This is a genomic window from Legionella steigerwaltii (assembly GCF_001468065.1).
GTDB lineage: Bacteria > Pseudomonadota > Gammaproteobacteria > Legionellales > Legionellaceae > Legionella > Legionella steigerwaltii.
Window position 1 is genome coordinate 48441 of the sequence record NZ_LNYZ01000029.1, and the last position, 24383, is coordinate 72823.

Here is a 24383-nt window from a genome sequence, read left to right on the forward strand (position 1 = left end):
AGAGTATTAATTTTGGGAATGAAAAATATCAAATTTATGCAAATAGAAATCCCTAAGTTACTGGAATCAAAAGCATGGTTCATTGAAAAGCATCTGTCGGATTTGCATCATCCCTTACTTGATAAGGTCAGCAAGTTGCTCCTTGTCAGTGATTATGCGTGTCGACAAATTCAATTATTAAAAGCCTTAATCAAGGAAGATGAGTGCTGTTCATTGTTGTCTCGTGAAGATTATTTTCGTAGCATAGAGAATGTGTCAATTAGCTTACCTCAGGCAGCTTATTTTCGTGCATTGCGACAATTTCGTAATACGCATTTTTTGCGCTTACTTCTTCTTGAACTATCAGATATTGCCAATACAGAACAGATTATGCGTGCATGGTCTGATTGTGCGGATGCACTCATTTTGCATGCCATCAATTATTGCAAAAAAGAATTATCTTTGCGTTATGGTATTCCACGTGATGAAAAAGGAAATGAAGTCGAACTATTTACGCTTGCCATGGGAAAATTAGGAGGCAGAGAGTTAAATTACTCCTCAGATGTTGATCTCATTTTTGCCTATACTGTTGTGGGAGAAACTGACGGTGAGCAGTGTATCGATAATCAACACTATTTTAGTCGATTAGTGCAGCAATTAGTGCAGACTTTACAAAATGTAACTCCTGATGGGTTTGTCTTTCGAGTCGATTTAAGATTACGTCCTAATGGAGACAGTGGCCCACTAGTTTCTAGCTTGGCGGCAATGGAAACTTATTATCAAGAGCAAGGTCGTGATTGGGAACGCTATGCTATGGTTAAAGCAAGGGTAATTGCTGAAACAGCGGAGCCGCATCCCTGGTTTGAACGATTGATTGTACCGTTTGTCTACAGAAGGTATGTGGATTTTAGTGTGATTGAATCGTTACGTAGTATGAAGGCTATGATTGAACGAGAAGTGCAATTAAATCCACGGTTGGATGACATAAAGCGTGGCAAAGGCGGGATCAGAGAAGTAGAGTTTGTTATTCAAAATTTTCAGCTAATTCGTGGCGGTCGCTTACCGCAATTGCAAGTGCAAAATGCTTTGCTTGCACTTACTATTTTAAAACGTGAGAAATTGTTACCTCATACAGATGCTTTAAAGCAAGCGTATTTGTTTTTACGCAAACTTGAAAACACACTTCAGAGTTTAAATGATCAGCAGACCCATTCTTTACCTGAAGATTTGCTGAAACAAGAACAAATTATTTTGGCTATGGGATATCTGTCTTGGGACGATTTGCTTAATAAGTTGCATAAATATCAACGGATTATTAGCTATGCGTTTCATTCAGTGCTCGGTAAGGTCAAAGATTATGAGGATGAGAAAAGATTATTAGCAAATCAATTAGCCAGTCTTTGGCAAGGACATGTTGAAACCAGTATGGCAATTAATTTGCTTACTAGTTTAGGTTTTGCTAATGCTTCTCATTGCTATCAAATGATTCACTCTTTTCGTCACAGTCCCCGTTGCCGACGTCTTACACAAGGCGCACGAATGCGTTTGGATCGATTCATGCTCATGTTGCTTGCAGAATTGACACATGTTGAAAAAACAGATGAAGTTTTATTGCAAGTCATGCATTTACTCGAAAATATAGTAGGACGAAGTGCTTATCTTGCTTTGTTAACGGAGAACCCTCAGGTTTTAACTGAGTTGTTGTTTTGGTTTGCTCAAAGTCCATTTATTACTTCCTTACTCGTGAACCAACCTTTTTTGTTGGAAGTATTGTTGGATCAGGGGGAAGAATGGCGCCCTCAATCCTTGCACCAATTACAAGGATTACTCGTTGAAAAATTAACCCTTCACCAGGATGTTGAAGTACAAGAAGAAATATTGCGTCAATTTAAGTTAACCAACTGGCTAATGGCGGCACGGGCAGAGCTTTATGGTTTGTGTAATGCTGTGCGTATTGGACAATTTTTGTCGGATGTGGCCCAAGTCATTGTAAACCAGGTTTTAATAATTGCCAGTGAGCAATTGTATGCACGGTATCCAGAAATGAAGCGAGCAAAATCACACTTTGCAATCATTGCTTATGGTAAATTGGGCAGCCGTGAAATGAATTATGCTTCTGATTTGGATTTAGTGTTTTTACATTCAGCACCTCTGTCAGAAGAAGCATTGATTACCCGTTTAACTCAAAAAATTTTGCATATGTTGACTACTCGTTCCCAATCAGGGGTCTTGTATACGGTAGATACGCGTCTTAGACCTTCTGGAGCTGCGGGGCTCTTGGTAAGTCATGTTGAAGCTTTTGTCGAATACCAAAAAAATCAAGCATGGACATGGGAGCATCAGGCTTTATTAAAAGCACGTATCCTGACAGGAAATACTCGGATTAAACATACTTTTTTGCAGTTGAAAAAATCAGTATTATTCTTAACGCGTGATAAACCTACGCTGCTGCAAGATGTATTGGCGATGAGATCCAAAATGGAACAACATCAAGACCGGAATCCTATTTCTGGTGGTTTGTTGGATTTAGAGTTTCTGGTCCAGTTTTTAATACTTCATTTAGGTGATCCTTCTTTAGCACGATATACACACACATTAAGTCAACTCCGTCATTTGTTTTTAGCGGGTGTTTTAAGCAAAGAGCACTATAGTTTTTTAAAGAAAGCATATAAAAAACATCATCAGTTACTGCATCAGAATTTACTGCGTCCAGGGGTTATGAATCAAAAAAGCATGCAAGATAAGATATTGAGCGTGTGCAAAGAACTTTTTAATCAGGCGAAGTAAGGATGATATCAAGAACCCGGGTTTCGCTGCGCTGCATCCAGGCTACATTTATCATTGTAGCCTGGGTGAAGGCGAAGCCGTAACCCAGGGAGCAAGTGAATCCCTTTATTGGAATTCGGCATAGAGATCATAGTCATCACTATCTGTAATCATGACTTCTGCAAAAGATCCGACTTTAATGCTGGGGTTTGGTGGCAGAATTACAAGTCCATCGATTTCTGGCGCATCACTTTGACTTCGCGCAATGATTTGATCTGAATGGACCTCATCAATTAATACGGTTTGTATGCTGCCAATTTTACTCTCAAGTTTATCGCGGCTAATTTCCGCTTGTAATTGCATAAAGCGATGGTAACGTTCTTCTTTAATTTCTTCCGGTACAGGGTCGCTTAATTCATTCGCTTTAGCCCCTTCCACAGGAGAATATTTGAAACACCCCACCCGATCTAACTGAGCTTCCTCGAGAAAGTCGAGCAATTCTTCAAATTCTGCTTCTGTTTCTCCTGGAAAACCAACAATAAAAGTCGATCGTAATGTAATGTCCGGGCAAATTTCTCGCCAAGAAGCGATACGCAGCAAGGTATTTTCACTACTCGCAGGGCGTTTCATTGCTTTAAGTACACGTGAATTAGCATGCTGTAATGGGATATCTAAATATGGAAGAATCAGCCCATCTCTCATTAAAGGGATAATCTCATCTACATGTGGGTAAGGGTAAACATAATGCAGGCGAATCCAAATGCCTAACTCCCCTAATTGTTCGCATAAATCATAAAAACGTGTATCAATGGTTTTTCCTTTCCAGCTTATGGGTTGATAGCGAGTGTCCACTCCATAAGCGCTTGTGTCCTGGGAGATCACTAGAATTTCATTAACACCGGCATCTTTTAATTTTTGGGCTTCAGTTAAGACTTGGGCCATTGGATAGCTTTGCAATTTTCCACGCATAGTTGGAATAATGCAAAACGTACATTTTTGATTGCAGCCTTCAGATATTTTCAAGTAGGCATAATGACGTGGTGTTAATTTAATTCCCTGTGGGGGAATCAGCTGTGTAAAAGGATCTGCGGGTGGAGGTAGGTGCTGATGAACTGCGTTAACTACTTCTTCATAAGCATGTGCACCACTAATATGCAGAACATCCGGACATGCTTCTTTGATGATCTCGGCTTTGGCACCGAGGCAACCCGTGACAATAACACGCCCATTCTCTGCCATTGCTTCTTTAATCGTATCCAGAGATTCTTTAACAGCGCTATCAATAAATCCACAGGTATTAATCACTACGACACCGGCATCTTGATAACTGGATACCAATTCATATCCTTGCGCACGCAGTTGGGTAATGATGCGTTCGGAATCTACCAGAGCTTTGGGGCAACCCAGGCTAACAAAACCTACTTTATGATTCATAAAACTCTAACTGTAAAAAAAGTGAACGAATTATACCTCTTATTGAGTATTATTGTCGACAGGATCATGGGGATTAAATTATTTTAATTTTATATTTTTCAAGGGCAACACCTCTAAAGCTTTTTATTAGCGAAACCAAAAGCATTCTCTTCTGTACAAATTTGAAAAGAAAATCCTCTCCCCAGTTTCGAGAGAGGGGCAGGGGTGAGGGGTATTTATGTTTAGACCCTAGCCCGCCTTTCACTAACTTTCTCCTTTTGGGGGGAGGTAGATTTTTTTAAGTTATTTTGCTTTAAAAATGCATACACCTTTGCCATGGTTTCATCCCAGCAGGGAAATTTTGGTAAGCAGCAAGAGAAGTAAAGCTTAGTTTTTTAATAGGTTCCGATCTTTAATTAATTTTATGATGCATTCTCGAAGCCTGGAGCACCAGGGGTAATCAAAAATCTATTAATCGTATCATTTCAATTTCAGGTACACCGCCCGCTTTACTGGCGATGATTGGAATACCGGCTCCCATTGCTTCCGTATCTTTCTACGTACCGCGACTTGTTCTCGAGATCCAGTTTATGACTTTAAAATTAATTTTAGTCTATCTGCTTTAAGGTTTTTAAGAATTTATTTGCGGACACTTCACCAACCAACTTGAGATTATTAAGCTCTTTGCCTTGCGTATCAAAAAATATAAAAGTTGGTGGAGCCACGACATGAAAGTGATTCAGTAGGGCTTGATTTGCTGCGGTATTTTTTGTGACATCAATTTTAATTACTGTAAAACGAGCTAAAGCCTCTTGTACTCGAGGATTTTTAAATGTTGTTGCTTCCATTACCTTACAGGATGTACACCAGTCAGCATAAAAATCAAGCATCACTGGGTTACCTTGGGCATCAGCTAAAGCTTCTTTTATAGTGCCTAAATTTTGCTCTTGTTGTGTTTTGATTTGAGCGCTAATTGGAGCGGCACTTGCTGATTGTGCTGTTGTTAGGGGTTGTAAGGGATTTGTTGCACCCATGCTGGCTCCAACCAAAATCAAGAAACCATAGACGAGTAGAATGAGACCCACTCCTTGATTGAATTTTTCGCGATGTGTTGCTGAATAAGTGAGTGCGCCACTGTAGATTCCCGAGAAAATAAGCAAACTTGCCCATAAGAGCATGCTAAGCAAAGGAGGTGTTATACGCGAAATGAGCTCAATGGCCACCCCAATAAAAATAATACCAAAGAGCGCTTTGATGGTATTCATCCAGCTGCCTGTTTCAGGTAACCATCTGCCCGCAGAAGTACCAATGAGCAGCAGGGGGGTACCCATTCCCAGACCTAAAACGAATAAAGTCAGACAACCTAAAAGAATATTTCCAGTTTGAGCAATGTAAGTTAATACCCCAATTAATGGAGCTGTAACGCAAGGTGAAAGAATCAAGGTAGATAAACAACCCATGATCGCAGCCCCAAGATAGTGACCTCCTCTTTGATTGCTGGAACCGTGTATTTTCGCTTGCCAGGAATGCGGCAACTTGAATTCATAAAATCCGAACATGGATAAAGCCAATAGCAAAAAAACCAGGCTAAATACACCTACGGACCAAGGCGATTGCATGCTAATTTGCAGATTGGCTCCAAGTAAAGCAACAACTGCACCAATTATCGAATAGGTAATTGACATGCTTAACACATAACTTAATGAGAGAAAAAAGGCTTTTCTTGTCGTAATTTCCTTGCCGTGGCCAATAATAATTCCAGATAAAACTGGAACCATGGGTAAGATGCAAGGCGTGAACGATAAAAGCAAACCAAAACCATAAAAGGTAATCAAAATTAAGAACCAATTATGGCTCGAAAACACTTTAGTGATTCCCTCATTTTGAGTTTCTTCAGTGGCCGTAGGTTGGATATTGTTTGGTTGTCCCAGGCTTGCTTGGGTTAAAGCCAAACTGTCATCGATAGTTAACTGAATTGTTCTAGTTTCTGGAGCATAGCAAAAACCATCGTCCGAACATCCCTGATAGTGTAAGTCAACTAAAGCTTTTCCAGGTTTATTTCCTAAAATACCTACTGGAATGGTGACTTGATTACGATAGACAGTATACACATGACCTTGTTTATCTACCTTTTTTTCTGTAGGAGGAAACCTAAGGGTACCTAATTGAACCGTACTGTTCTTTTCTGTGGTTAATTTAATCCGTTCGCTGTAGAGAAAATAATTGGGCTTTATCTGAAAATTGATGGCAAACGTATTAGGGTCCACTGTAGTTACATTTACATGGAATACTTCTGCAGCAGGAAGAGGGTTTGCATGCAGAGCAAATGTGGTTATCCAGCAAAGTAACAATAAAAAACATTTTCTCATTCTGAAACCTTTATTAATAAATGTAGCCTGGGTGCAGCGAAGCGGAACCCGGGTTTTCTGAACATCATGAACTTACTAGCCACTACAAGGGTTTTTAATAATATATATTGTAACTATATCAGAACATCGTCTGGTGTAAAAAAATTAAAGCTAAAATTTTTTTTATTTTAACCCTTGAAACTCTTTTCCTTGTCCCCATATGCCAGTCAGTAACATTGCAAATTGACTTTTAAAGATTAATTAATCAGGAGATAGAAGCATGAAAATTCGTCCTTTACACGATCGAGTTGTTGTTCGTCGTATGGAAGAAGAACGTACCACAGCGGGTGGTATTGTTATTCCAGATAGCGCTACTGAAAAGCCAATGCGTGGTGAAATCATCGCTGTTGGTGCAGGTAAGATATTAGACAACGGTGATCTTCGCGCTTTAGCAGTAAAAGTGGGGGATATTGTCCTGTTTGGTAAATACTCAGGTACTGAAGTCAAAATCGACGGTAAAGAACTGGTTGTGATGCGTGAAGACGACATCATGGGTGTAATTGAGAAGTAATCGTTTCATTAGGAGAGAGAGATAATGGCTAAAGAATTACGTTTTGGTGACGATGCTCGTCTACAAATGTTAGCTGGTGTTAATGCATTAGCTGATGCAGTGCAAGTGACTATGGGCCCACGTGGTCGTAATGTGGTATTAGAAAAAGCTTATGGTGCACCTACTGTAACTAAAGACGGTGTATCTGTTGCGAAAGAAATCGAGTTTGACCAACGCTTCATGAATATGGGCGCGCAAATGGTTAAAGAAGTTGCTTCTAAAACTTCTGATACTGCTGGAGATGGTACTACTACAGCTACTGTATTGGCTCGTGCGATTGTTGTTGAAGGGTACAAAGCAATTGCTGCGGGTATGAATCCTATGGATCTGAAGCGCGGTATCGACAAAGCTGTTACTGCAATCACCAAAAAATTGCAATCTATGTCTAAGCCTTGCAAAGACAATAAAGCAATTGCTCAAGTAGGTACTATTTCTGCTAACTCTGATGAAGCAATTGGTTCTATTATTGCTAGTGCAATGGATAAAGTGGGTAAAGAAGGTGTTATTACTGTTGAAGACGGTAATGGGCTTGAAAATGAATTGTCTGTTGTTGAAGGTATGCAGTTTGATCGCGGTTATATTTCTCCATACTTCATCAACAATCAACAAAACATGACTTGTGAGCTTGAGCATCCATTCATTCTGTTGGTTGACAAGAAAATCTCCAGTATTCGTGACATGTTGTCTGTATTGGAAGGGGTTGCAAAATCAGGACGTCCATTGTTGATTATCGCTGAAGATGTCGAAGGCGAAGCTTTAGCAACTCTAGTTGTTAACAACATGCGTGGTATTGTTAAAGTATGTGCAGTTAAAGCTCCTGGCTTTGGTGATCGTCGTAAAGCAATGTTACAAGACATCGCGATTCTGACTCGTGGCCAAGTCATTTCCGAAGAAATCGGTAAGAGCTTAGAAGCAGCTACTTTAGAAGATTTAGGTACTGCAAAACGTATCGTAGTAACCAAAGAAAACACCACAATTATTGATGGCGAAGGTAAAGCTTCTGAAATCAATGCGCGCATTACTCAAATTCGTGCTCAAATCGAAGAAACTACTTCTGATTACGATCGTGAGAAATTACAAGAGCGTGTTGCTAAACTTTCTGGCGGTGTTGCGGTCATCAAAGTGGGTGCTGCTACTGAAGTCGAAATGAAAGAGAAGAAAGCTCGTGTTGAAGATGCATTACATGCTACTCGTGCCGCTGTAGAAGAAGGTATTGTAGCTGGTGGTGGTGTTGCTTTAATTCGTGCTCAAAAAGCTCTGGATTCTTTGAAAGGCGACAATGACGATCAAAACATGGGTATCAACATTCTTCGTCGTGCTATTGAAGCACCAATGCGCCAGATCGTGTCAAATGCTGGTTATGAAGCTTCAGTAATTGTGAACAAAGTATCTGAAAACAAAGATAACTATGGTTTCAATGCTGCGACTGGTGAATTTGGTGACATGGTTGATATGGGTATTTTGGATCCAACTAAAGTAACTCGTATGGCATTACAAAATGCTGCTTCTGTAGCTAGTTTAATGCTGACCACTGAGTGCATGGTTGCTGATTTACCAAAGAAAGATGAAGCTGCTGGTGATATGGGCGGCATGGGTGGTATGGGTGGTATGGGAGGCATGGGCGGCATGATGTAAGCCCAGCTCAACTCCTATTCCTTTAAAAACCCGTCTTCAAGACGGGTTTTTTATTTATAGGGGCTGTTTATATTCGTTAGCTTGAGCCAAAAGGGTAGAAATATAAACAGCCTTTGGAATTTTTGTACCTTCTGTGCACCTTCTGCAGGGGTCCGTCCCGGACCGTCCCGGACCGTCCCGGACCGTCCCGGACCGTCCCTATAGTTTTTTCAGGAGTTAGCCTAGATTTTTTGGAATGCATCATCCAAAATAATGAGAATTATAAAAGGAGTCATGATGGGAACAATAATTAAAAAGCTGGAAGTAGTTTTAGCCGATACTTATGCTTTATATCTTAAAACGCAAAATTATCACTGGCATGTTAAGGGAGTGCATTTTAAAAGTTTGCATGAATTATTTGAAATGCAATATAAAGAATTGGCCGAAGCTGTGGATGCCATTGCGGAACGCATTTTAATTATGGGGCATAAGGCTCCCGCTACATTTACTGCACTGAATCAATTAAAAACAATTAAAGATGGTGATTCCAGCGCCGATGCGAATCGAATGGTGAGTGATTTAGCCCAGGATAATGGATCTTTGGTTAACGATTTAAATACAGCGGTTAAATTAGCGCAGGAACATGGTGATGAAGGAACTGTTGCTTTACTCAGTGAGCGTATTGCTGCGCATGAAAAGGCTCGTTGGATGTTGAGCGCTTCTACTGTTTAGTGTTTTATTTCGAATTTCCCCTCACCCAAACCCTCTCCCCAAAGGGGCGAGGGGATTTTGTAATGCAATCTTATTCAGCCTCCGAAGGAAGAGTGGATTTTTGATTAAATGCTATTCAGTAACACTGAAAGTCCCCCTCGCCCGCGTGAGGAATTTGATTAAAAATAGACGTTAAATCGCGGGAGATGGTTAGGGAGGGGGATTTGATACCTTTTTCTTAACTTGCACTTGCCCAGGCTACTACTTCATTATTTTGTTGTCCGTTGCTTTGTTGTCTATAGCTTTGTTGTCTAGTACTTTATTATCCAGTACTTTGTTGCCCGTTGCTTTGTTGTCCATTACTTTATTTTCCGATCCTTTTTTTAAGACAATAATACTAATTCGTCGATTTTCGGGACTGTAGGGATCCTTTGTATTAAGAAGCAAAGTTGATGAAAAACCAGACACACGTATGACTCTATCAGGATCCAAACCTGCTTTAACCAGAGCACGGCGAGCAGCATTAGCTCTTTGGGTAGATAGTTCCCAGTTGGTATACTCTAATTCATCCGGGTTATGGTATGGATAGGCATCAGTGTGCCCTTCAATGGTAATTTTATTGGGTACTCCCTGAAGAAGTTTGGCAATTTGGGCAAAAAGAAGCTCCATCCCCGGATTTAGTTTGTCCGAGCCTACATCAAACATGGGCTTTTTCTGATTGTCGATTAATTGGATACGTAGCCCGTTTTTTACTACTTCCATCAATAATTGATCTTTTAATCCAGCAAGAGAAGGATCTTTCTGGATACTTAAATTAATTTGTGATTTTAATTCCTCGAGTTTTTGGGTTTCCTCTTGATTCGATTGAATTACTTGAATGTCTTGAGCTTGCTTACTCTGTGCAGATGCCTTATCCGTTGTAGAAACTTGACCATTTGTATCTTTGAGATTTGGTCCTCCACCTTTAAGGTTAATTTGTTGATTGCCTACGTTTTTACCACCAAAAAAAGTTATTTTCATTGGTTGTTTAAAATATTCGGCAATACCATCCTTTTGTGCTTTATTCAGTGATGCAATCAACCACATCAATAAAAAGAAAGCCATCATTGCGGTAACAAAATCGGCAAAGGCGATTTTCCACGAACCGCCATGAGGCTTGTGTTGATTTTTTTTAACTTTTCGAATTATTGGGGTTGATCCCGATTTCGCTTTAGTAACGTTTTCACTCATGCTGTAACCTCATTAACTCGGAGTAGGTTCAGCAGCAGAATTCTCAGAGGATGAGGACGCTGCGGGTTTTAGGTTTTTAATTTCATCATTGAGCTGGGAAAAGGAGGGGCGTTGCGCCGAGAACAATACCTTACGTCCAAATTCAACTGCAATAATGGGGGGATTATTGTGCAAACTTGCCAGTATTGTGGCTTTGATACAGTGCAACATCAACTGAGTCTGGTTGGCATGATGTTCCATTGCCGATGCTACGGGGCCAATAAATCCATAACCGATTAAAATACCTAAAAATGTACCTACAAGAGCATGCGCAATGAGTACCCCCAGTTCCGGCGGTGGCAAATTGATCGATTCCATAGTATGTACTACACCTAGAACTGCAGCAACAATACCGAAGGCCGGCATCGCATCGGCGAGTTTTGATAAGGCATTGGCTGGAACCATTTCCTCTTCATGATGAGATTCAATTTCCATGTCAATTAAGGCTTCAAGTTGGAAAGGTTGCAAGTTCGAAGTAATGATCAATCTTAAGTAATCGCAAATGAACTCAATAATATGATGGTTTTTCATTAGTGCAGGATAAGTATTAAAAATAGGGCTTTCCGCAGGTGCGTCAATGTCTGCTTCCAAGGACATCAATCCTTGTTGCCGCGCTTTATTCAGCAGATTGTATAATAGACCCAATAGATTACTGTTATTCTCCTTAATTGATTTCTCACCACGAAATACTTTAGGTAAGGCCTTTAACAGGGATTTTAATACTGAGGCACTGTTCGCTACAATTAGTGAACCTACGGCTGCCCCAGCGATAATGAGCAATTCAACGGGTTGAAAGACTGCTGCAAGATGGCCGCCAGCCAGAGCAAATCCCCCAAAAACACAGAGCAGTATGACTGCATAGCCTATTAGAATTAACATTTTTATTTGTTCTCCAAACCTTTATTTAAGATAATCGTGAACAACGCGACCATAAGGCAAGGTGAGATCTGTTAATAAATGTACACCATTTACTATGCGTCGTATGGGAAGATTAGCTACAGGAGCTAATGCATGATGTGCTAACTGCAATTGAGCAGGTCCTTGCCAAGCTCCTTTAATCACAACATCTTCAAGGTAATACTCAACCAATTCACAAACCCGTACACTACCGTCAACATGAGGAATTATCTTCAGTAAGTAATTCGGCGCCTTCATTGATTCAGCTACCTTTTTTGTATCAAGCACTTCATATTTATAACCCATGGTGGCTGTAGCGATACGACAAGATCCATATTCCAGTGTACCTAGTAGCGTTTCATGAATAATTTCCAGTTTGGGTTGAGCCAGTTTTTTTGGGAATCCCCAAATTTCACGGCCCCCTGCAATGGGAGGAAGATCATCTAAAAACATCGCATGACTGTAACTTCCCATTTTACCTTTGTAGCGCACGGGTATGACTTGTCCCGATTCCGTATAATCACCAAATCCTGTTGAATCAGGCATACGAATGAATTCGAATTTGACTAAAGGTTCTACTACTTCCAATGGTTCAGGAACTACTTCACGCAATAAAGCCATATCGGTTTCATATGTAATGGTTAAAAATTCTCTATTGATAAAGCGGTATGGGCCACGGGGATAAGCTGGACTGACGAGTGGCATGGCAAATGCTTGTTTTTTTACCTCTGCTTCGTTCATTTTCAGATCTCCTCTTTTAAATGTTTGTTAGGTGACATATCGTAGACAGAAATACCCGTTGATTGAGATACCTTTTTGTTCCATGGGGATTCTTTAGTCGCTCTTCTTCCATCAAGATAACCTTGCTTTATACGCTCTAAGATACTTTTTTGTGAAAATTCGTAATCTTTTGAAGAAAGTTCGGATATATCGTGTTCACATAAAAAGCGAACTACGGAGACCGTAGATCGGTGTCCACGAGAGATACAAAGTTTCAGCTCGGGGTTTTCTCTTTCCTCTTCAGGAACATAATTAGAGAGGATATGAATGGTATTTTTTAATGCATGAATCTGTTGATACATATGAATCGCTTGGCAAAAACGGCTTGAATACGCTATATCTTTTTGGCGTTTCATCACATCGTCTAGTGATGTGGGATACAAACCAAAAGAGTCAAATAAATGAATCGCAAAACAGAGTAAATCACGTGGGCATCGATTTGTTTCTAGCACGTAAGTTGCTGGAGAGTTGCTGGAAATTCCGCCATCCCAATAATATTCTCCCTCAATTTCAACGGCCGGAAAACCAGGTGGTAATGCACCACTGGCCATAATATGCTCAGATCCTATTTTTGTATCTTGAGAATCAAAGTACACCATTTCCCCTCTACGGATTTCAACGGCACCAATGCTTAAGCGAGTTGTTTTGGAATTGATGCGATCAAAATCGATAAATCGTTCCAAAGTAGATTTTAAGTTTTTGGTATCATAAAAGCTTATAGTATCGGGTTGGTCATAATACCCCATGAGCAAAGGAGGGATACGAGGTGTAAAAAAGCCTGGTTGGCCCCAAAATAATGCAGATTGAGCGGATAAGAAATGTTCCATCTTTCGACTTGCTTCATCATTGGGAAGCAGATTTGCCTGGATCAAAGATGGGGTGGCAACGGTTTCCCAAAATTGATACATTTTTTCAACACGCTCCCCTAGTGGGTTGCCGGCTGCGATTGCTGCATTAATCGCTCCTATTGAGGTGCCAACAAACCAATCAGGGTCATAACCAGCTTCATCCAAGGCATGAACAACACCCACCTGATAGGCGCCTAAAGCGCCCCCGCCTTGAAAACAGCAGGCAACGTGTTTATGTTGTTTCATGTTACTTTTTTTTGTCCGGGCCATTGGACTTACTCCATGAACCATCCATGACTCACAATAAGCGATTGACCTGTCAGGGCATTGCTTTCAAAAGAAGCAAAAAATAATGCTGTTTGTGCCACGTCATCCGTAGTTGTAAATTCTCCATCAACTGTATCTTTAAGCATGACGTTTTTAATGACTTGCTCTTCGGTAATCCCTAATTCTTTAGCTTGTTCTGGAATTTGTTTGTCAACTAAAGGTGTACGGACAAAGCCTGGGCAAATGACGTTCGCTCTGACATTATGAGCCGCTCCTTCTTTGGCAACGACTTTGCACAAACCAATTAAACCATGTTTTGCAGTTACATAAGGTGCTTTTAGTTTAGACGCTTCTTTAGAATGGACTGAGCCCATATAAATAATGCTTCCTCCCTTACCTGAGGCATACATGTGTTTTAGTGCGGCACGAGTGGTTAGAAAAGCTCCATCTAATTGAATTGATATTAATTTTTTCCAATCAGAAAAAGCCAATTGATCGACAGGGCTGATAATTTGAATCCCAGCATTACTGACCATTACATCAACGCCGCCAAAGTTTTTTGCAACATCATCAACGCCTTTATTGACTTCATCCTCATCGGTGACATTCATGGCAACTGCCATGGCTTCTCCACCTTTAGATTTTATTTCTTCAGCCGCACTTTTGGCTTGATCGAGATTCATATCGGCAATAGCAACTTTAGCCCCTTCTTTGGCATATACTAGGGCGATTTCTTTACCTATCCCACTGGCAGCGCCAGTAATTATAGCTACTTTATTTTTTAAGCGCATGATTACAATCCTTGTATTATTTTGGGTTAATGATCAATCGGTTAGGATTAACCTGAAATTTCATTTAAAAAGTATAGCAATGGAAATTTGATATTGCTTTATATTCATTAAGATTTTTTCTTTTATTAAAGAAACTTCATAAAATATGTTCTAATTTTTTGTATCAAGCAACTCACTTCATTTTACTTAGCCCAATCATGGAATCAAAACACCCTTAGTCTCAAAGAAACTAAGGGTGTTCGTATTTGTATCTGTATTTGTATTAGTAATAGTAATAATTGTAACCAGGACGATAGTAACGATGATGATAATAATAATATCGTCGGTCTTGCTCTTGGCCAATTGCATTTCCTACTAATGCCCCAGCTCCTGCACCAATCACTGTTCCAACAGCACTGCCTCCAGATACAGCATATCCTATACCAGCGCCTGCAGCACCACCAGCAGCAGTACCTACTTGTGTGTTAGTGCAACCCCCAAGCATAAAAGCTGATAAACCGACAATAGCTAAGGGAGTAATAATTTTTTTCATAGCGAACTCCTTTTTATAGTTTTCAGGACTTCTGCTTTGATAGAGCAGATATTCATTGCAAGAAAATCCTGGTTTCTTCATCTTCACTATGATTTTAGTACAAAAAAAATATTTAATGTCAAATAAATGATCATTAATTTATTTTTTCAGGTTACTTTTTAAAGATCTGATTTTGCTCTGCCCCTCATTTTCCAGTAGTATTAGCAATATGAATAATAAGAATAGAGGATCGTATGTTTAAAGGAAGCATAGTTGCTTTATTAACCCCCATGAAGAATGATGAAGTTGATGTGCCGCGCTTACGGGAACTGGTTGAATTTCATATTGAAATGGGTAGCAACGGACTTGTTGCGGCGGGCTCTACAGGTGAGTCAGGTACTTTATCGCACGAAGAAAAATTGTTGGTCATTAAAACAGTCATAGACCAAGCAAAAGAACGAATTCCTGTCATTGCGGGTACTGGTATGAATGCAACACGGGATTGTATTCAATTAACCCAAGAAGCGATGGAATGCGGCGCTCATGCAGCATTAATTATGACCCCCGCTTATATTAGGCCTACTCAAGAAGGTTTATATTTGCATTACAGTCAAATAGCCCAGGCAGTTGCTATGCCGATTATTCTTTACAATGTGCCAACGAGAACTGCATGCGATATGTTGCCAGAAACAGTAGCTCGACTTGCTAAGATTTCCAATATTGTGGGAATAAAAGACGCTACAGGACAAATGACTCGTTTACAGCAAATTTTACGCCTTTCAGAAGGCAGTATTGATGTATATAGCGGTGATGATTTTACCGCGGCATCCTGGATGTTGGCGGGAGCTAAGGGAAATATTTCAGCCGCTGCGAATGTGGCTGCTAAATTAATGGCCAAATTATGTGATTCGGCTTTAGACGGTGATCATGCTGCAAGCTTACGTTTAAATGAACAGCTTGCACCTCTATATGAATTATTGTTTATTGAAACAAATCCGATTGCTATAAAATGGGCAGCAAGCAGAATGGGGTTAATGGATAATGAATTAAGAATGCCATTGACACGTTTATCTCAAGAGCATCATGAGGCACTAGAAAAAGTCATGAAAAGTTTGGAGTTGATTTAAGTGAAAAAGTTGTGTTTTATTGTTTTTGTTGCACTCGTATTATCTGGGTGTAGTCGTTATGCCAGTAATGGTGAGAACCTTTATTTGAGCAGTCGTAATGGTCCTCCATTAGAAGTTCCACCGCCATTAACGAGAGCAAATATTAGTAATTTTTATGACTTGCCTCAACAGAACCAAGATGCACGTGTGAGTATTGCACCACCTGTATCATAGGGATTTATTATGACACCATCAGAATCAGCTGAATTGCTTATTGTACAGGAATTATCACAGCGTATTGTGGAAGCGCAGCGCAAGATCAGGATTCTTGATAGTATCAAATGGGATGAATCAATAAAAAAGGAATTCTTCAAACATAAAGGTAAAAGGCTTCCAGCAGTTGATAAAGAATATTATGAGAAAAAACCTTTGCCTTTTGATGTTCATGAAAAACAAGAAGAATTTCGTATTATTTTGCGTGATACCCAGAATCAATTAGGGCAATATTCTACCTTAACTCGTTTAATCCGTCGCCAGTGTGAGGAGTACAGTCGAGCCACACAAATGCTCGCTGTGCGAGGTACCCCTGCATTTTCTGAGTTGGCGATGGAGTTGTATGGCAGTCCAAATGATGTGTTCTACGCGGGTGGACCACGTATGTCGGAGATGGGCACCTTACTTTTTGATGTGTTAACAGGCCTGAGTGTTCAATTGCAATCTGAAGCGGATATAAAACGTTATACACCACAGCAGGCTCAGGAAATTTTGCAAACGCGTTTAGGGCATTTTTTTGATAAACATCCAGGCAAAGTCACCGTAATGGTCAGTGACGAAATGATTGCGGATGCCTCGGCGGGTGCGGATAGCATTAAATTGAGCCAGCAAGCCATGTTTAGTGATCGCGACCTTCGCTATCTAGAAGTACATGAAGGTTGGGTTCATGTCGGTACAACCTTGAATGGTTCGATGCAGCCCAATTGTTTTTTTCTTTCTAAGGGTTCTCCTTCAAGTAGTGTGATTCAAGAAGGGTTGGCAGTGATTACGGAAGTAGTTACTTTTTCTTCATATCCTAGTCGTATGTTAAAGATTACCAATCGTGTCATTGCATTAGATATGGTGACGCAAGGAGCAGACTTCCTGGATATTTATAATTATTTTATGGATTGTGGTTTAAGTGAAGAAGACAGCTACAATCAAACAGTACGAGTTTTCCGAGGAAGTACACCAACAGGTGGTCCTTTTACTAAAGATTTATCTTATGCTAAAGGTTTTGTATTAATTTATAATTACATCCGTTTTGCTATCAGTAAAAAGCATGTAGATTCTATTCCCTTATTATTTACCGGGAAATTGGTTTTGGATGATTTGCCTTTACTCACCGAATTAAAAGAACGCGGAGTTTTAACTAATCCCGTCTATCTTCCGCCGCCGTTTCAAGATTTGGCTGCTTTAAGTGCATGGATGAGTTTTTCTTTATATTTGAATCAGTTTGACCTGAATGAGATTCAAAAGAATTTTCGCTTTTTGATTTTTTAAGCGAATTATATCTAGGAATATTTCGTAAGTAATAAGCGCTATTGGAGCATGAACTAACAGAATCTGATCCATTAAAGGCTGCTCGCGAAGTGAATCAACAGGCAGCATGGATAAGAAAAAATTACCGTTTTCCTGGGTTACTTTGTTTTCACCCAGGACACGGTTCTAGATTCGGGTCAAAAATCAGCCTTGACACTTGCTGTTTCCCCAAGTTCGAGGGATTCTTCTTTTTCTGGTCGTGCTGTAAAGAACCGATGGGCGAGACCATAATTTAAATTGGATTTCACTCGTGTCTGCTCTTGTACTGCCTTTGCTAATTGAGGGGATTCATCTACGAGCAATTGTGCTTGTCCTTTGATGAATGAGTCTTCAGATTTGTTGATCATAGACAAATAATGAATTGCTTTTTTCAAATCACCCGCATCATTTGAGTTTCCCAGTATTTGTACCATAACCAACATGGCATTTGTGCATCCCAAATTGGCAGCTTGGCGCATGGTTTGTTTGTATTGAGAAGAGGTCGGTGGATAAATATGGGCTAAATGGAATAAAGCCATAGGATTGTCTTGAGCTAAATTTACCATTTTAGGTAAGTGCTGAACTACAGTTTGCTTTAAAGCATGATCATTAGGTGATTTGTGTAGCTGTTTTACCAACTCAGCAAATTGATTATTTGAAGTGGCCATATCCTACCCCCCCTAACTTAACTTCATTCACTTGTAGGATAAAAGATCAAGGTTAAGACAAGATTAAGGGGGAGATGCTTTACTACTTTTTTACATTTTCAAATGCGGCCCATCCCAAATGGAATAACATATGGGACAATATCGCAGCAATAAGCCCATACTGCCAAAATAAATAGCCAAAAAGTATTGATTGGTACAGGCTCAGTATAATAAGGGAGTAAATGAAACGGCGACTTTTGGTACAACCGGCAGCAAGATAAGCCGGAATTTGGCTCACTGCAAAGACTAAGCCACTAATAAAAATTGAAATCCAGATAATCAAGTTGGGATATTGCTTCGTAAAGAGCAAGGCAAAAAACGTAGCAAGATTCAATAACCCCCAACGCCCAATGACTTCCTCGACCACGCCGCCATAAAGAACACAGCCATCAACACCAAGAACCGTGCGAATATTAGCCATGATTTCCATATTTTTTTTATCGATGATGCGTGCAATTAGGCCATAATAGAGAACTAAAAAAACCAGTAATCCTAAAAAAGCATACAAGACGGTAGGTAATAAAATAGGAAGCAATGCACTTACCCCGGTGGTACCTTGTAAAAGCCCTTCAAGTGTTGAGTCATGCAACCCTGTCATTGGAGACAATATCGTACCAGCAAGACTTAGGATAAAAACCATGAATAAAGTTTGTATAATGGCAAAACGGCTTATCCGTTTTTTTAACGCGTCTGAATTATCAGGCAATAAAAAATAAATTAAACGTTTTATTGCGATTATTACCCCAGGGATGGATAAGCAGAACAAAACAGTAATTAAAGGCCAGTTAATTGTCATTTTTCATCCTTAAATGCAGGGAACGACCGTATTTGGCGTATCTTGCGAGAAAATTTTCCTAAGCAATGCTCACATACTGATGTATGCTGCGCTTGCTTAGGAAAATTTTCTCACAACCTACACTCAAATCCAATCGTTCGATTAAATAGTAACCTATTGAACTGAGTTATTATTCTTCAATAGTACTGCATAGAAAAAGCCGTCCATGCCTTGTTCCCCTGGCAAAATTTGTTGGCCATGACCTGTTGCATGCCCCCAAGTCCAAGGTTCTTTTATTATTGTACAGTCTGGATGAATCGCAACAAAATTTGCGATTTGTTGTTCATTTTCCACGGACATTACGGAACATGTTGCATAAACCAGTAAGCCACCTTTTGCCAGCAAAGGCCATAAGCAATTCAGCATATTATGCTGTATGTTAGTTATTGTAACAATTTCTTCATTATTGCGTAATAATTTAATGTCCGAATGGCGGCGAATAACACCAGTTGCTGAACAAGGGGCATCTAATAAAATGCGATCAAAGAGTTGTCCATCCCACCAAGAGGCAGGATCTAGCGCATCTCCTTGAACTAAAGTTGCCTGTAAATTAAGACGACTCAAGTTCTCTTGAACACGTTTTAATCGCCTCGCATCAACATCCAAAGCAATACATGCCGCCAGATTTGGCTCTTTTTCTAAAATATGACAGGTTTTGCCTCCAGGAGCACAACAGGCATCAAGAAGGCGTAATCCAGGTTTTAAAGACAACAAAGAAGCCGCTAATTGCGCGGCGCCATCTTGAACAGAGACATTTCCTTCCGCAAAACCTGGAAGTTGGCGTACATCGCAAGGGGTGTTTAAAGTAATTCCTTCAGGAGCTGCAGGATGTAGTTTTGCAGCAATGCCTTCGCGATTTAAAATCTGTAAGTATTCGGAAACCGAATTTTTTTTGACATTCACTCTTAAGGTCATAGGAGGATGTGCATCATTTGCCTGAGCTATTGATTGCCAGTCATTAGGCCAATCTGCTTGTAAACGTTCAATTAGCCATTGTGGTTGACCATGAAGAAATAAAGGATTCTTGTTCAAACGCGCCAGGATTTCCTTTTGTTGACGGCAAAAATTGCGCAAAACAGCGTTGACTAAACCTTTAGCCCAAGGTTTTTTGATTTTTTCGAGCAACGCAACCGTTTCTTGAACTACCGCATAATCAGGCTGTTGCATGTAGTGTAATTGATAAAGACCTATAAGTAATGCAACCCAAATCTCCAGCTCTTTGGGTCTTTTTTGCAACAAACACTCTGCGATGGCCTGCAAACGAAAATAATGGCGGCAAAAACCAAAGCATATTTCTTTGGTCATTGGGGATACTTCAGCTGCAGCCGACATCAGTTGGGATAGGGATGATTTCTCAGCCAGTAAACGTGTCAAAATTTTTAAGGCATGCAGTCGTTCATTCTTGTTCATTAAAACACATACCCTATGTGCGGCCGTGATTTAGAGGAGTTTAACCAATCGGCTATAGAAATTACTTTGCCTCCTGGAAACTGGATTTTTTCAATAAGCAAACCCTGATCGCCAGTAGCAATTAGCATGCCCTTTTTATCAATATGTATCAGCGTTCCTGGGGCTTGCTGAGATTGCAATGCAACAATTTTTGCCTGGTGAATACGTAAAATTTCTTCCTCATAGGTGGTATACGCGATTGGCCAAGGATTGAATGCACGAATTGTTTGATCAATTTCTATTGCCGAGTGCTGCCAGTTGATGCATGCGTCTTCTTTATTAATTTTACGAGCATAGGTCGCTAATTCATTATTTTGAATTTCAGGCTGAATTGTTTGCCTGGCTAGTTCATCCAAAGTTTGCAATAAAGGCTGAGCTGAGATCTGTGCCAACTTGTCATGTAAACTTTGTGCGGTTTCTGATGCAGTTATGGGGCAACGTGCTTTATGAAGCATTGCACCTGTATCCATGCCCACATCCATTTGCATTATAGTTACGCCTGTTTCTGTATCACCATGAAGAATAGCCGATTGAATTGGAGAGGCACCACGCCATCGAGGCAACAAAGAAGCATGCACATTAATACAACCTAAGCGCGGAATTTCAAGAACTGCCTTAGGTAGAATTAATCCATAAGCAATCACGATCATTACATCGGGTTTTAATGCGGCGAGCTCAGAAATTGCCTCAGGGTTTTTAAAATTCAAGGGTTGATAGACTGGAATTTGATGTTTTAATGCCCACTCTTTTACTGCAGAAGCTTGTAATTTTCGGCCGCGCCCAGCAGGTCGATCCGGTTGAGTGTAAATGGCTTGAATATGATGTATTGAATGCTGTAATGCATCAAGACAAGGCAAGCCAAATTCCGGGGTTCCAGCAAAAACAATGTTCAATTGACTCATGGTATGTACTCAAGGTAAATGGTCACTTTGTATCAAGGAACGGCGTATTTGGCACGTCTTGAACGAAAATCACTTCGAAAAATACTCACACAGTCAATCTATGCTCCGTTTTTTCGAAGTGATTTTCGTTCAACCTGTGCTCAAATTCAACCGTTCACCTAGATTTTTATATTTTGCTATCTTATAGGACATATCTTGAATGAAAAACTGTAAATAATGCAGCAAATTATTTTCGTGCATGTTGGCGTTTTTTGAATTTTTCTAGTTTTTTACGCGCCATGGCTTTTTTCAATGGAGAAAGCAGATCAATAAATAGTTTGCCATTCATATGATCAATTTCATGTTGCAAACATTCAGCGAGCAAGCCATCGGCTTGAATTTCAAAAGGTTTTCCATGTCTATCCAAAGCTTTTACTGTAACTTTTTCTGCACGGGTCACTGTATCATAAGCTCCAGGAACAGAAAGACAGCCTTCTTCAAATTTTTTTTCACCTTCAGAGGCAACAATTTCAGGATTGATAATCACTATTTGATTCTGTTTATCCCCTATAATATCAATCACGGATAAACGTAAGCCCACACCAATTTGCGGTGCTGCAAGCCCAACACCATGGGCATCATACATTGTCTCAAACATGTCTTCGATTAAAGTTTGTAATTTATCATCAAAGTGAACAACAGGTTTTGAAACTTCTCTTAATCGGGGGTCAGGTAAATATAGAATCGTATGAATAGCCATCGTTTATCTGGTTCTCTGCATAAAAATCATGTTATATTATCCTCCATATATTGTAAGGCTGCAAGATAGTAATGGGTCACGTGGGATGTGAAAATCTAGGTGAGCGGTCCAATATGGCTGTTTCCTTGATATGCGGTGACTATTTATGCAAGATATTCCAACAAAGGATTGACTCTAATGAGATTTATTCTCTTTATAATCTTTTTTTTCTTTTCTACATTGAATTACGCACTAAGCTTGCGATCCGACGCTCCTGAGCGGTATGTTGTACAACCTGGAGACACTTTGTGGCGTATTGCCAGTTTTTATCTACATAAACCCTGGGAATGGAAAGAACTTTGGCATGCCAATCCCAAGATAAAAAATCCCAATCGGCTGTACCCTGGAGCGGTTCTGGTTTTAGCCTATTTTCAAAATAAACCCTACATTAGAGTACTGTCGAATGGTACTATCAAATTATCACCTAAGGCTCGCCCTATGCCCTTAGAAGAGGCGGTTCTTCCAATTCCCTTAAATGAAATTAAGCCTTTTTTAAATGAGTCCCTTATATTGGATCTGGATGCTGTCAGCCTAGCACCTTACATTGTTGCTTTAATAGGGGAGCGTATGATGGGCGGTCAAGGGGATAAGGCTTATGTTAAAGGATTGCATCCTTCACGAAAAATACCTACTGGGGGTATCCCCTCTTATTCGATTTTTAGAGGAGGGAAAAATTATGAGCATCCAAGAACCAAAGAACTCTTGGGGTATCGAGCGGATCTGGTAGGGTATGCTGAGTTGGTTGCTGGGGGAGAACCTGCAACCATTTTATTAACTAGAATTAATGAAGGAATTAAAGTTCAAGATAGTGTTTTGATTAACAATAGTCCTGAATTTAATTTGTTTTTTGAACCCAAAGCTCCTAGATTCCTCGTAAAGGGATTTATTATTGATATGCCTGATGGTATGCCCAACGGGAATGTCCAGGAGGCAGTGGGTGGTGTGGTAGTGATTAGTTTAGGAGCACGTGAAGGATTGGAAGCAGGGGATGTATTAGGCATCTATAGAGATTCAGGTACAGTAAGCGATCCTAGAAATAGACTGGTTCCTATAAAATTACCGCCCGAGCGTATTGGTGAGGTTATGGTGTTCCGTGTATTCACTAAAACCAGTTTTGCCTTAATCGTTCGTTCAACTCGAGCTGTTTATTTGTCAAACTATGTGACTAATCCATGAGTAATTTATCTTATTACCTCGCATTAAATCGAATGGAAAGGGTTGGCCCGCGTACGGTTGCAAAATTGCAAAAGCGCTGGCCTGATTTACAACAAATGTTCCAACTCTCAGTAGCTGAGCTTGAGCAAGCTGGTTTATCACCCGTTATGGCACAAACCATAGCAGGTTTTGACCTGAATTTGATTCAAGAAGATCTCAATTGGTTAGAGGCAGCTGACGAACATCATATCCTGACCTGGGACTCGCCTGAGTACCCCGCTTTATTGAAGGAAATTACGGATCCCCCCATTGTTTTGTATGCAAAAGGACAACTTGCTTGTTTAACGCAACCAAGATTAGCTGTAGTAGGTAGCCGCAATCCGACGGTGACCGGCAGTGAAAATGCTCGACAATTTGCAAAGGCCATCGCAGCTCATGGAGTTACCATTGTAAGTGGCTTAGCTTTAGGTATCGATGCCGAGGCTCATCAAGGATGTTTAGAGGCAGGCGGACAAACGATAGCTGTTTTGGGAACAGGAATTGATCGAATTTATCCATACCGGCATCACTCATTATCACAAAAAATTGTTCGAAATGGACTTTTAATGAGCGAATTTCCGCTAAAAAGTCCGCCAACCGCTGGACATTTCCCACGAAGAAATCGTATAATAAGTGGTTTGTCATTGTGCACTTTGGTTGTTGAGTCAGCAATAAAGAGTGGTTCTTTAATCACTGCACGAATGGCCTTGGAACAAAATCGAGATGTTTTGGCAATCCCTGGCTCCATTCATAACCCCCTGGCTCGAGGGTGTCATTACCTGCTACAGCAGGGCGCTAAATTAGTCACTTCAGTTGCTGATGTTCTTGAAGAGTTACGGATTGATTCAGAACAGCAAACAGCTGATAAAGCTATTTTACCTCTTGCCAGCGGGAATAAAAACCTAGTAAAGTTCATTGGCTTTGAAATGACAACTGTTGATCAGATCATTTTACGTAGTGGATGCACCGTTGAGCAAGTCACTAGTGAGCTTGCAGAATTAGAATTAAATGGGGCTGTTGTATCTGTGCCCGGTGGCTATATGAGGTGTTAGTA

Annotated in this window: 22 protein-coding genes; 9 read left to right on the forward strand and 13 right to left on the reverse strand. The window is 40.2% G+C overall.

Annotation, left to right across the window (positions count from 1 at the left end; genetic code table 11):
• Window positions 1–18: 18 nt before the first annotated feature.
• Entirely contained in the window at window positions 19–2766 is a 2748-nt protein-coding gene (glnE, locus tag Lstg_RS14120) for a bifunctional [glutamate--ammonia ligase]-adenylyl-L-tyrosine phosphorylase/[glutamate--ammonia-ligase] adenylyltransferase (RefSeq protein WP_058478319.1), read from the forward strand.
• A 105-nt stretch (window positions 2767–2871) separates the two neighbouring features.
• On the opposite strand, the gene rimO is transcribed toward glnE, so the two are convergent.
• Window positions 2872–4179, reverse strand: coding sequence for a 30S ribosomal protein S12 methylthiotransferase RimO (gene rimO, locus Lstg_RS14125; RefSeq protein ID WP_058478320.1), 1308 nt, complete (start codon window positions 4177–4179; stop codon window positions 2872–2874).
• A gap of 587 nt (window positions 4180–4766) precedes the next feature.
• Window positions 4767–6527 carry a protein-disulfide reductase DsbD gene (dsbD, locus tag Lstg_RS14130; protein WP_058478321.1) on the reverse strand — a complete coding sequence of 587 codons (1761 nt, stop codon included), beginning with the start codon at window positions 6525–6527 and terminating at the stop codon, window positions 4767–4769.
• Window positions 6528–6786: 259 nt separating this feature from the next.
• Between dsbD and groES the strand changes: the two genes are divergently transcribed.
• From groES to Lstg_RS14145, 3 genes are all read left to right on the forward strand, one after another.
• The gene (gene groES, locus Lstg_RS14135) at window positions 6787–7077 is read left to right on the forward strand and encodes a co-chaperone GroES (protein ID WP_058478322.1); all 291 of its coding nucleotides are present in this window, start codon (window positions 6787–6789) and stop codon (window positions 7075–7077) included.
• 24 nt (window positions 7078–7101) lie between these two features.
• Window positions 7102–8751 carry a chaperonin GroEL gene (groL, locus tag Lstg_RS14140; RefSeq protein WP_058478323.1) on the forward strand — a complete coding sequence of 550 codons (1650 nt, stop codon included), beginning with the start codon at window positions 7102–7104 and terminating at the stop codon, window positions 8749–8751.
• 276 nt (window positions 8752–9027) lie between these two features.
• On the forward strand, window positions 9028–9462 hold the full coding sequence (locus Lstg_RS14145; protein ID WP_058478324.1) for a Dps family protein: 435 nt from the start codon (window positions 9028–9030) through the stop codon (window positions 9460–9462).
• Window positions 9463–9702: 240 nt separating this feature from the next.
• Here the strand turns inward: Lstg_RS14145 and motB are convergent, their stop codons facing one another.
• From motB to Lstg_RS14175, 6 genes are all read right to left on the reverse strand, one after another.
• Window positions 9703–10671 carry a flagellar motor protein MotB gene (motB, locus tag Lstg_RS14150; protein WP_065235617.1) on the reverse strand — a complete coding sequence of 323 codons (969 nt, stop codon included), beginning with the start codon at window positions 10669–10671 and terminating at the stop codon, window positions 9703–9705.
• A 12-nt stretch (window positions 10672–10683) separates the two neighbouring features.
• Window positions 10684–11589: a flagellar motor stator protein MotA gene (gene motA / locus Lstg_RS14155; protein ID WP_058478325.1), complete on the reverse strand. Its 906-nt coding sequence runs from the start codon at window positions 11587–11589 to the stop codon at window positions 10684–10686.
• Window positions 11590–11610: 21 nt separating this feature from the next.
• Window positions 11611–12348 carry an acetoacetate decarboxylase gene (locus Lstg_RS14160; RefSeq protein ID WP_058478326.1) on the reverse strand — a complete coding sequence of 246 codons (738 nt, stop codon included), beginning with the start codon at window positions 12346–12348 and terminating at the stop codon, window positions 11611–11613.
• Window positions 12349–12350: 2 nt separating this feature from the next.
• Window positions 12351–13505: a patatin-like phospholipase family protein gene (locus Lstg_RS14165; RefSeq protein WP_058478327.1), complete on the reverse strand. Its 1155-nt coding sequence runs from the start codon at window positions 13503–13505 to the stop codon at window positions 12351–12353.
• A 5-nt stretch (window positions 13506–13510) separates the two neighbouring features.
• On the reverse strand, window positions 13511–14293 hold the full coding sequence (locus Lstg_RS14170; protein ID WP_058478328.1) for a 3-hydroxybutyrate dehydrogenase: 783 nt from the start codon (window positions 14291–14293) through the stop codon (window positions 13511–13513).
• A gap of 262 nt (window positions 14294–14555) precedes the next feature.
• Window positions 14556–14825 carry a glycine zipper domain-containing protein gene (locus Lstg_RS14175; protein ID WP_058478329.1) on the reverse strand — a complete coding sequence of 90 codons (270 nt, stop codon included), beginning with the start codon at window positions 14823–14825 and terminating at the stop codon, window positions 14556–14558.
• Between the two features lie 233 nt (window positions 14826–15058).
• Between Lstg_RS14175 and dapA the strand changes: the two genes are divergently transcribed.
• The 3 genes from dapA to Lstg_RS14190 are packed head-to-tail and all read left to right on the forward strand — an operon-like array spanning window position 15059 to window position 17446.
• Window positions 15059–15931 carry a 4-hydroxy-tetrahydrodipicolinate synthase gene (dapA, locus tag Lstg_RS14180; protein ID WP_058478330.1) on the forward strand — a complete coding sequence of 291 codons (873 nt, stop codon included), beginning with the start codon at window positions 15059–15061 and terminating at the stop codon, window positions 15929–15931.
• Complete coding sequence (locus Lstg_RS14185; RefSeq protein ID WP_058478331.1) at window positions 15932–16144, forward strand: hypothetical protein; 213 nt, start codon at window positions 15932–15934, stop codon at window positions 16142–16144. It abuts the gene before it with no gap.
• Window positions 16145–16153: 9 nt separating this feature from the next.
• Window positions 16154–17446 carry a flavohemoglobin expression-modulating QEGLA motif protein gene (locus Lstg_RS14190; RefSeq protein WP_058478332.1) on the forward strand — a complete coding sequence of 431 codons (1293 nt, stop codon included), beginning with the start codon at window positions 16154–16156 and terminating at the stop codon, window positions 17444–17446.
• 176 nt (window positions 17447–17622) lie between these two features.
• On the opposite strand, the gene Lstg_RS14195 is transcribed toward Lstg_RS14190, so the two are convergent.
• The 5 genes from Lstg_RS14195 to def all read right to left on the reverse strand — a co-directional run bounded on the left by Lstg_RS14195 (window position 17623) and on the right by def (window position 22096).
• Window positions 17623–18132, reverse strand: a complete 510-nt coding sequence (locus tag Lstg_RS14195) for a hypothetical protein (RefSeq protein WP_058478333.1) — start codon at window positions 18130–18132, stop codon at window positions 17623–17625.
• A gap of 82 nt (window positions 18133–18214) precedes the next feature.
• Complete coding sequence (locus tag Lstg_RS14200) at window positions 18215–18967, reverse strand: CPBP family intramembrane metalloprotease (RefSeq protein WP_058478334.1); 753 nt, start codon at window positions 18965–18967, stop codon at window positions 18215–18217.
• Between the two features lie 153 nt (window positions 18968–19120).
• Window positions 19121–20416, reverse strand: coding sequence for a 16S rRNA (cytosine(967)-C(5))-methyltransferase RsmB (gene rsmB / locus Lstg_RS14205; RefSeq protein ID WP_058478335.1), 1296 nt, complete (start codon window positions 20414–20416; stop codon window positions 19121–19123).
• Window positions 20416–21357: a methionyl-tRNA formyltransferase gene (fmt, locus tag Lstg_RS14210; protein ID WP_058478336.1), complete on the reverse strand. Its 942-nt coding sequence runs from the start codon at window positions 21355–21357 to the stop codon at window positions 20416–20418. The genes rsmB and fmt overlap by 1 nt, the downstream gene beginning before the upstream one ends.
• A gap of 226 nt (window positions 21358–21583) precedes the next feature.
• Window positions 21584–22096 carry a peptide deformylase gene (gene def, locus Lstg_RS14215; RefSeq protein WP_058478337.1) on the reverse strand — a complete coding sequence of 171 codons (513 nt, stop codon included), beginning with the start codon at window positions 22094–22096 and terminating at the stop codon, window positions 21584–21586.
• A gap of 177 nt (window positions 22097–22273) precedes the next feature.
• Between def and Lstg_RS14220 the strand changes: the two genes are divergently transcribed.
• Both Lstg_RS14220 and dprA read left to right on the forward strand, forming a co-directional pair.
• Window positions 22274–23311, forward strand: a complete 1038-nt coding sequence (locus tag Lstg_RS14220) for a LysM peptidoglycan-binding domain-containing protein (RefSeq protein WP_058478338.1) — start codon at window positions 22274–22276, stop codon at window positions 23309–23311.
• A complete protein-coding gene (gene dprA, locus Lstg_RS14225; protein WP_058478339.1) occupies window positions 23308–24381 on the forward strand; it encodes a DNA-processing protein DprA in 1074 nt (357 codons plus the stop codon). Before Lstg_RS14220 ends, dprA begins: the two co-directional genes overlap by 4 nt.
• Window positions 24382–24383: the final 2 nt, after the last annotated feature.

What these genes read in the sequence shown, in the direction of transcription:
- glnE (WP_058478319.1), top strand. Translation starts at nt 19, where the DNA reads ATGAAAAATATCAAATTTATGCAAATAGAAATCCCTAAGTTACTGGAA.
- rimO (WP_058478320.1), bottom strand. Translation starts at nt 4,179, where the DNA reads ATGAATCATAAAGTAGGTTTTGTTAGCCTGGGTTGCCCCAAAGCTCTG.
- dsbD (WP_058478321.1), bottom strand. Translation starts at nt 6,527, where the DNA reads ATGAGAAAATGTTTTTTATTGTTACTTTGCTGGATAACCACATTTGCT.
- groES (WP_058478322.1), top strand. Translation starts at nt 6,787, where the DNA reads ATGAAAATTCGTCCTTTACACGATCGAGTTGTTGTTCGTCGTATGGAA.
- groL (WP_058478323.1), top strand. Translation starts at nt 7,102, where the DNA reads ATGGCTAAAGAATTACGTTTTGGTGACGATGCTCGTCTACAAATGTTA.
- Lstg_RS14145 (WP_058478324.1), top strand. Translation starts at nt 9,028, where the DNA reads ATGGGAACAATAATTAAAAAGCTGGAAGTAGTTTTAGCCGATACTTAT.
- motB (WP_065235617.1), bottom strand. Translation starts at nt 10,671, where the DNA reads ATGAGTGAAAACGTTACTAAAGCGAAATCGGGATCAACCCCAATAATT.
- motA (WP_058478325.1), bottom strand. Translation starts at nt 11,589, where the DNA reads ATGTTAATTCTAATAGGCTATGCAGTCATACTGCTCTGTGTTTTTGGG.
- Lstg_RS14160 (WP_058478326.1), bottom strand. Translation starts at nt 12,348, where the DNA reads ATGAACGAAGCAGAGGTAAAAAAACAAGCATTTGCCATGCCACTCGTC.
- Lstg_RS14165 (WP_058478327.1), bottom strand. Translation starts at nt 13,505, where the DNA reads ATGGCCCGGACAAAAAAAAGTAACATGAAACAACATAAACACGTTGCC.
- Lstg_RS14170 (WP_058478328.1), bottom strand. Translation starts at nt 14,293, where the DNA reads ATGCGCTTAAAAAATAAAGTAGCTATAATTACTGGCGCTGCCAGTGGG.
- Lstg_RS14175 (WP_058478329.1), bottom strand. Translation starts at nt 14,825, where the DNA reads ATGAAAAAAATTATTACTCCCTTAGCTATTGTCGGTTTATCAGCTTTT.
- dapA (WP_058478330.1), top strand. Translation starts at nt 15,059, where the DNA reads ATGTTTAAAGGAAGCATAGTTGCTTTATTAACCCCCATGAAGAATGAT.
- Lstg_RS14190 (WP_058478332.1), top strand. Translation starts at nt 16,154, where the DNA reads ATGACACCATCAGAATCAGCTGAATTGCTTATTGTACAGGAATTATCA.
- Lstg_RS14195 (WP_058478333.1), bottom strand. Translation starts at nt 18,132, where the DNA reads ATGGCCACTTCAAATAATCAATTTGCTGAGTTGGTAAAACAGCTACAC.
- Lstg_RS14200 (WP_058478334.1), bottom strand. Translation starts at nt 18,967, where the DNA reads ATGACAATTAACTGGCCTTTAATTACTGTTTTGTTCTGCTTATCCATC.
- rsmB (WP_058478335.1), bottom strand. Translation starts at nt 20,416, where the DNA reads ATGAACAAGAATGAACGACTGCATGCCTTAAAAATTTTGACACGTTTA.
- fmt (WP_058478336.1), bottom strand. Translation starts at nt 21,357, where the DNA reads ATGAGTCAATTGAACATTGTTTTTGCTGGAACCCCGGAATTTGGCTTG.
- def (WP_058478337.1), bottom strand. Translation starts at nt 22,096, where the DNA reads ATGGCTATTCATACGATTCTATATTTACCTGACCCCCGATTAAGAGAA.
- Lstg_RS14220 (WP_058478338.1), top strand. Translation starts at nt 22,274, where the DNA reads ATGAGATTTATTCTCTTTATAATCTTTTTTTTCTTTTCTACATTGAAT.
- dprA (WP_058478339.1), top strand. Translation starts at nt 23,308, where the DNA reads ATGAGTAATTTATCTTATTACCTCGCATTAAATCGAATGGAAAGGGTT.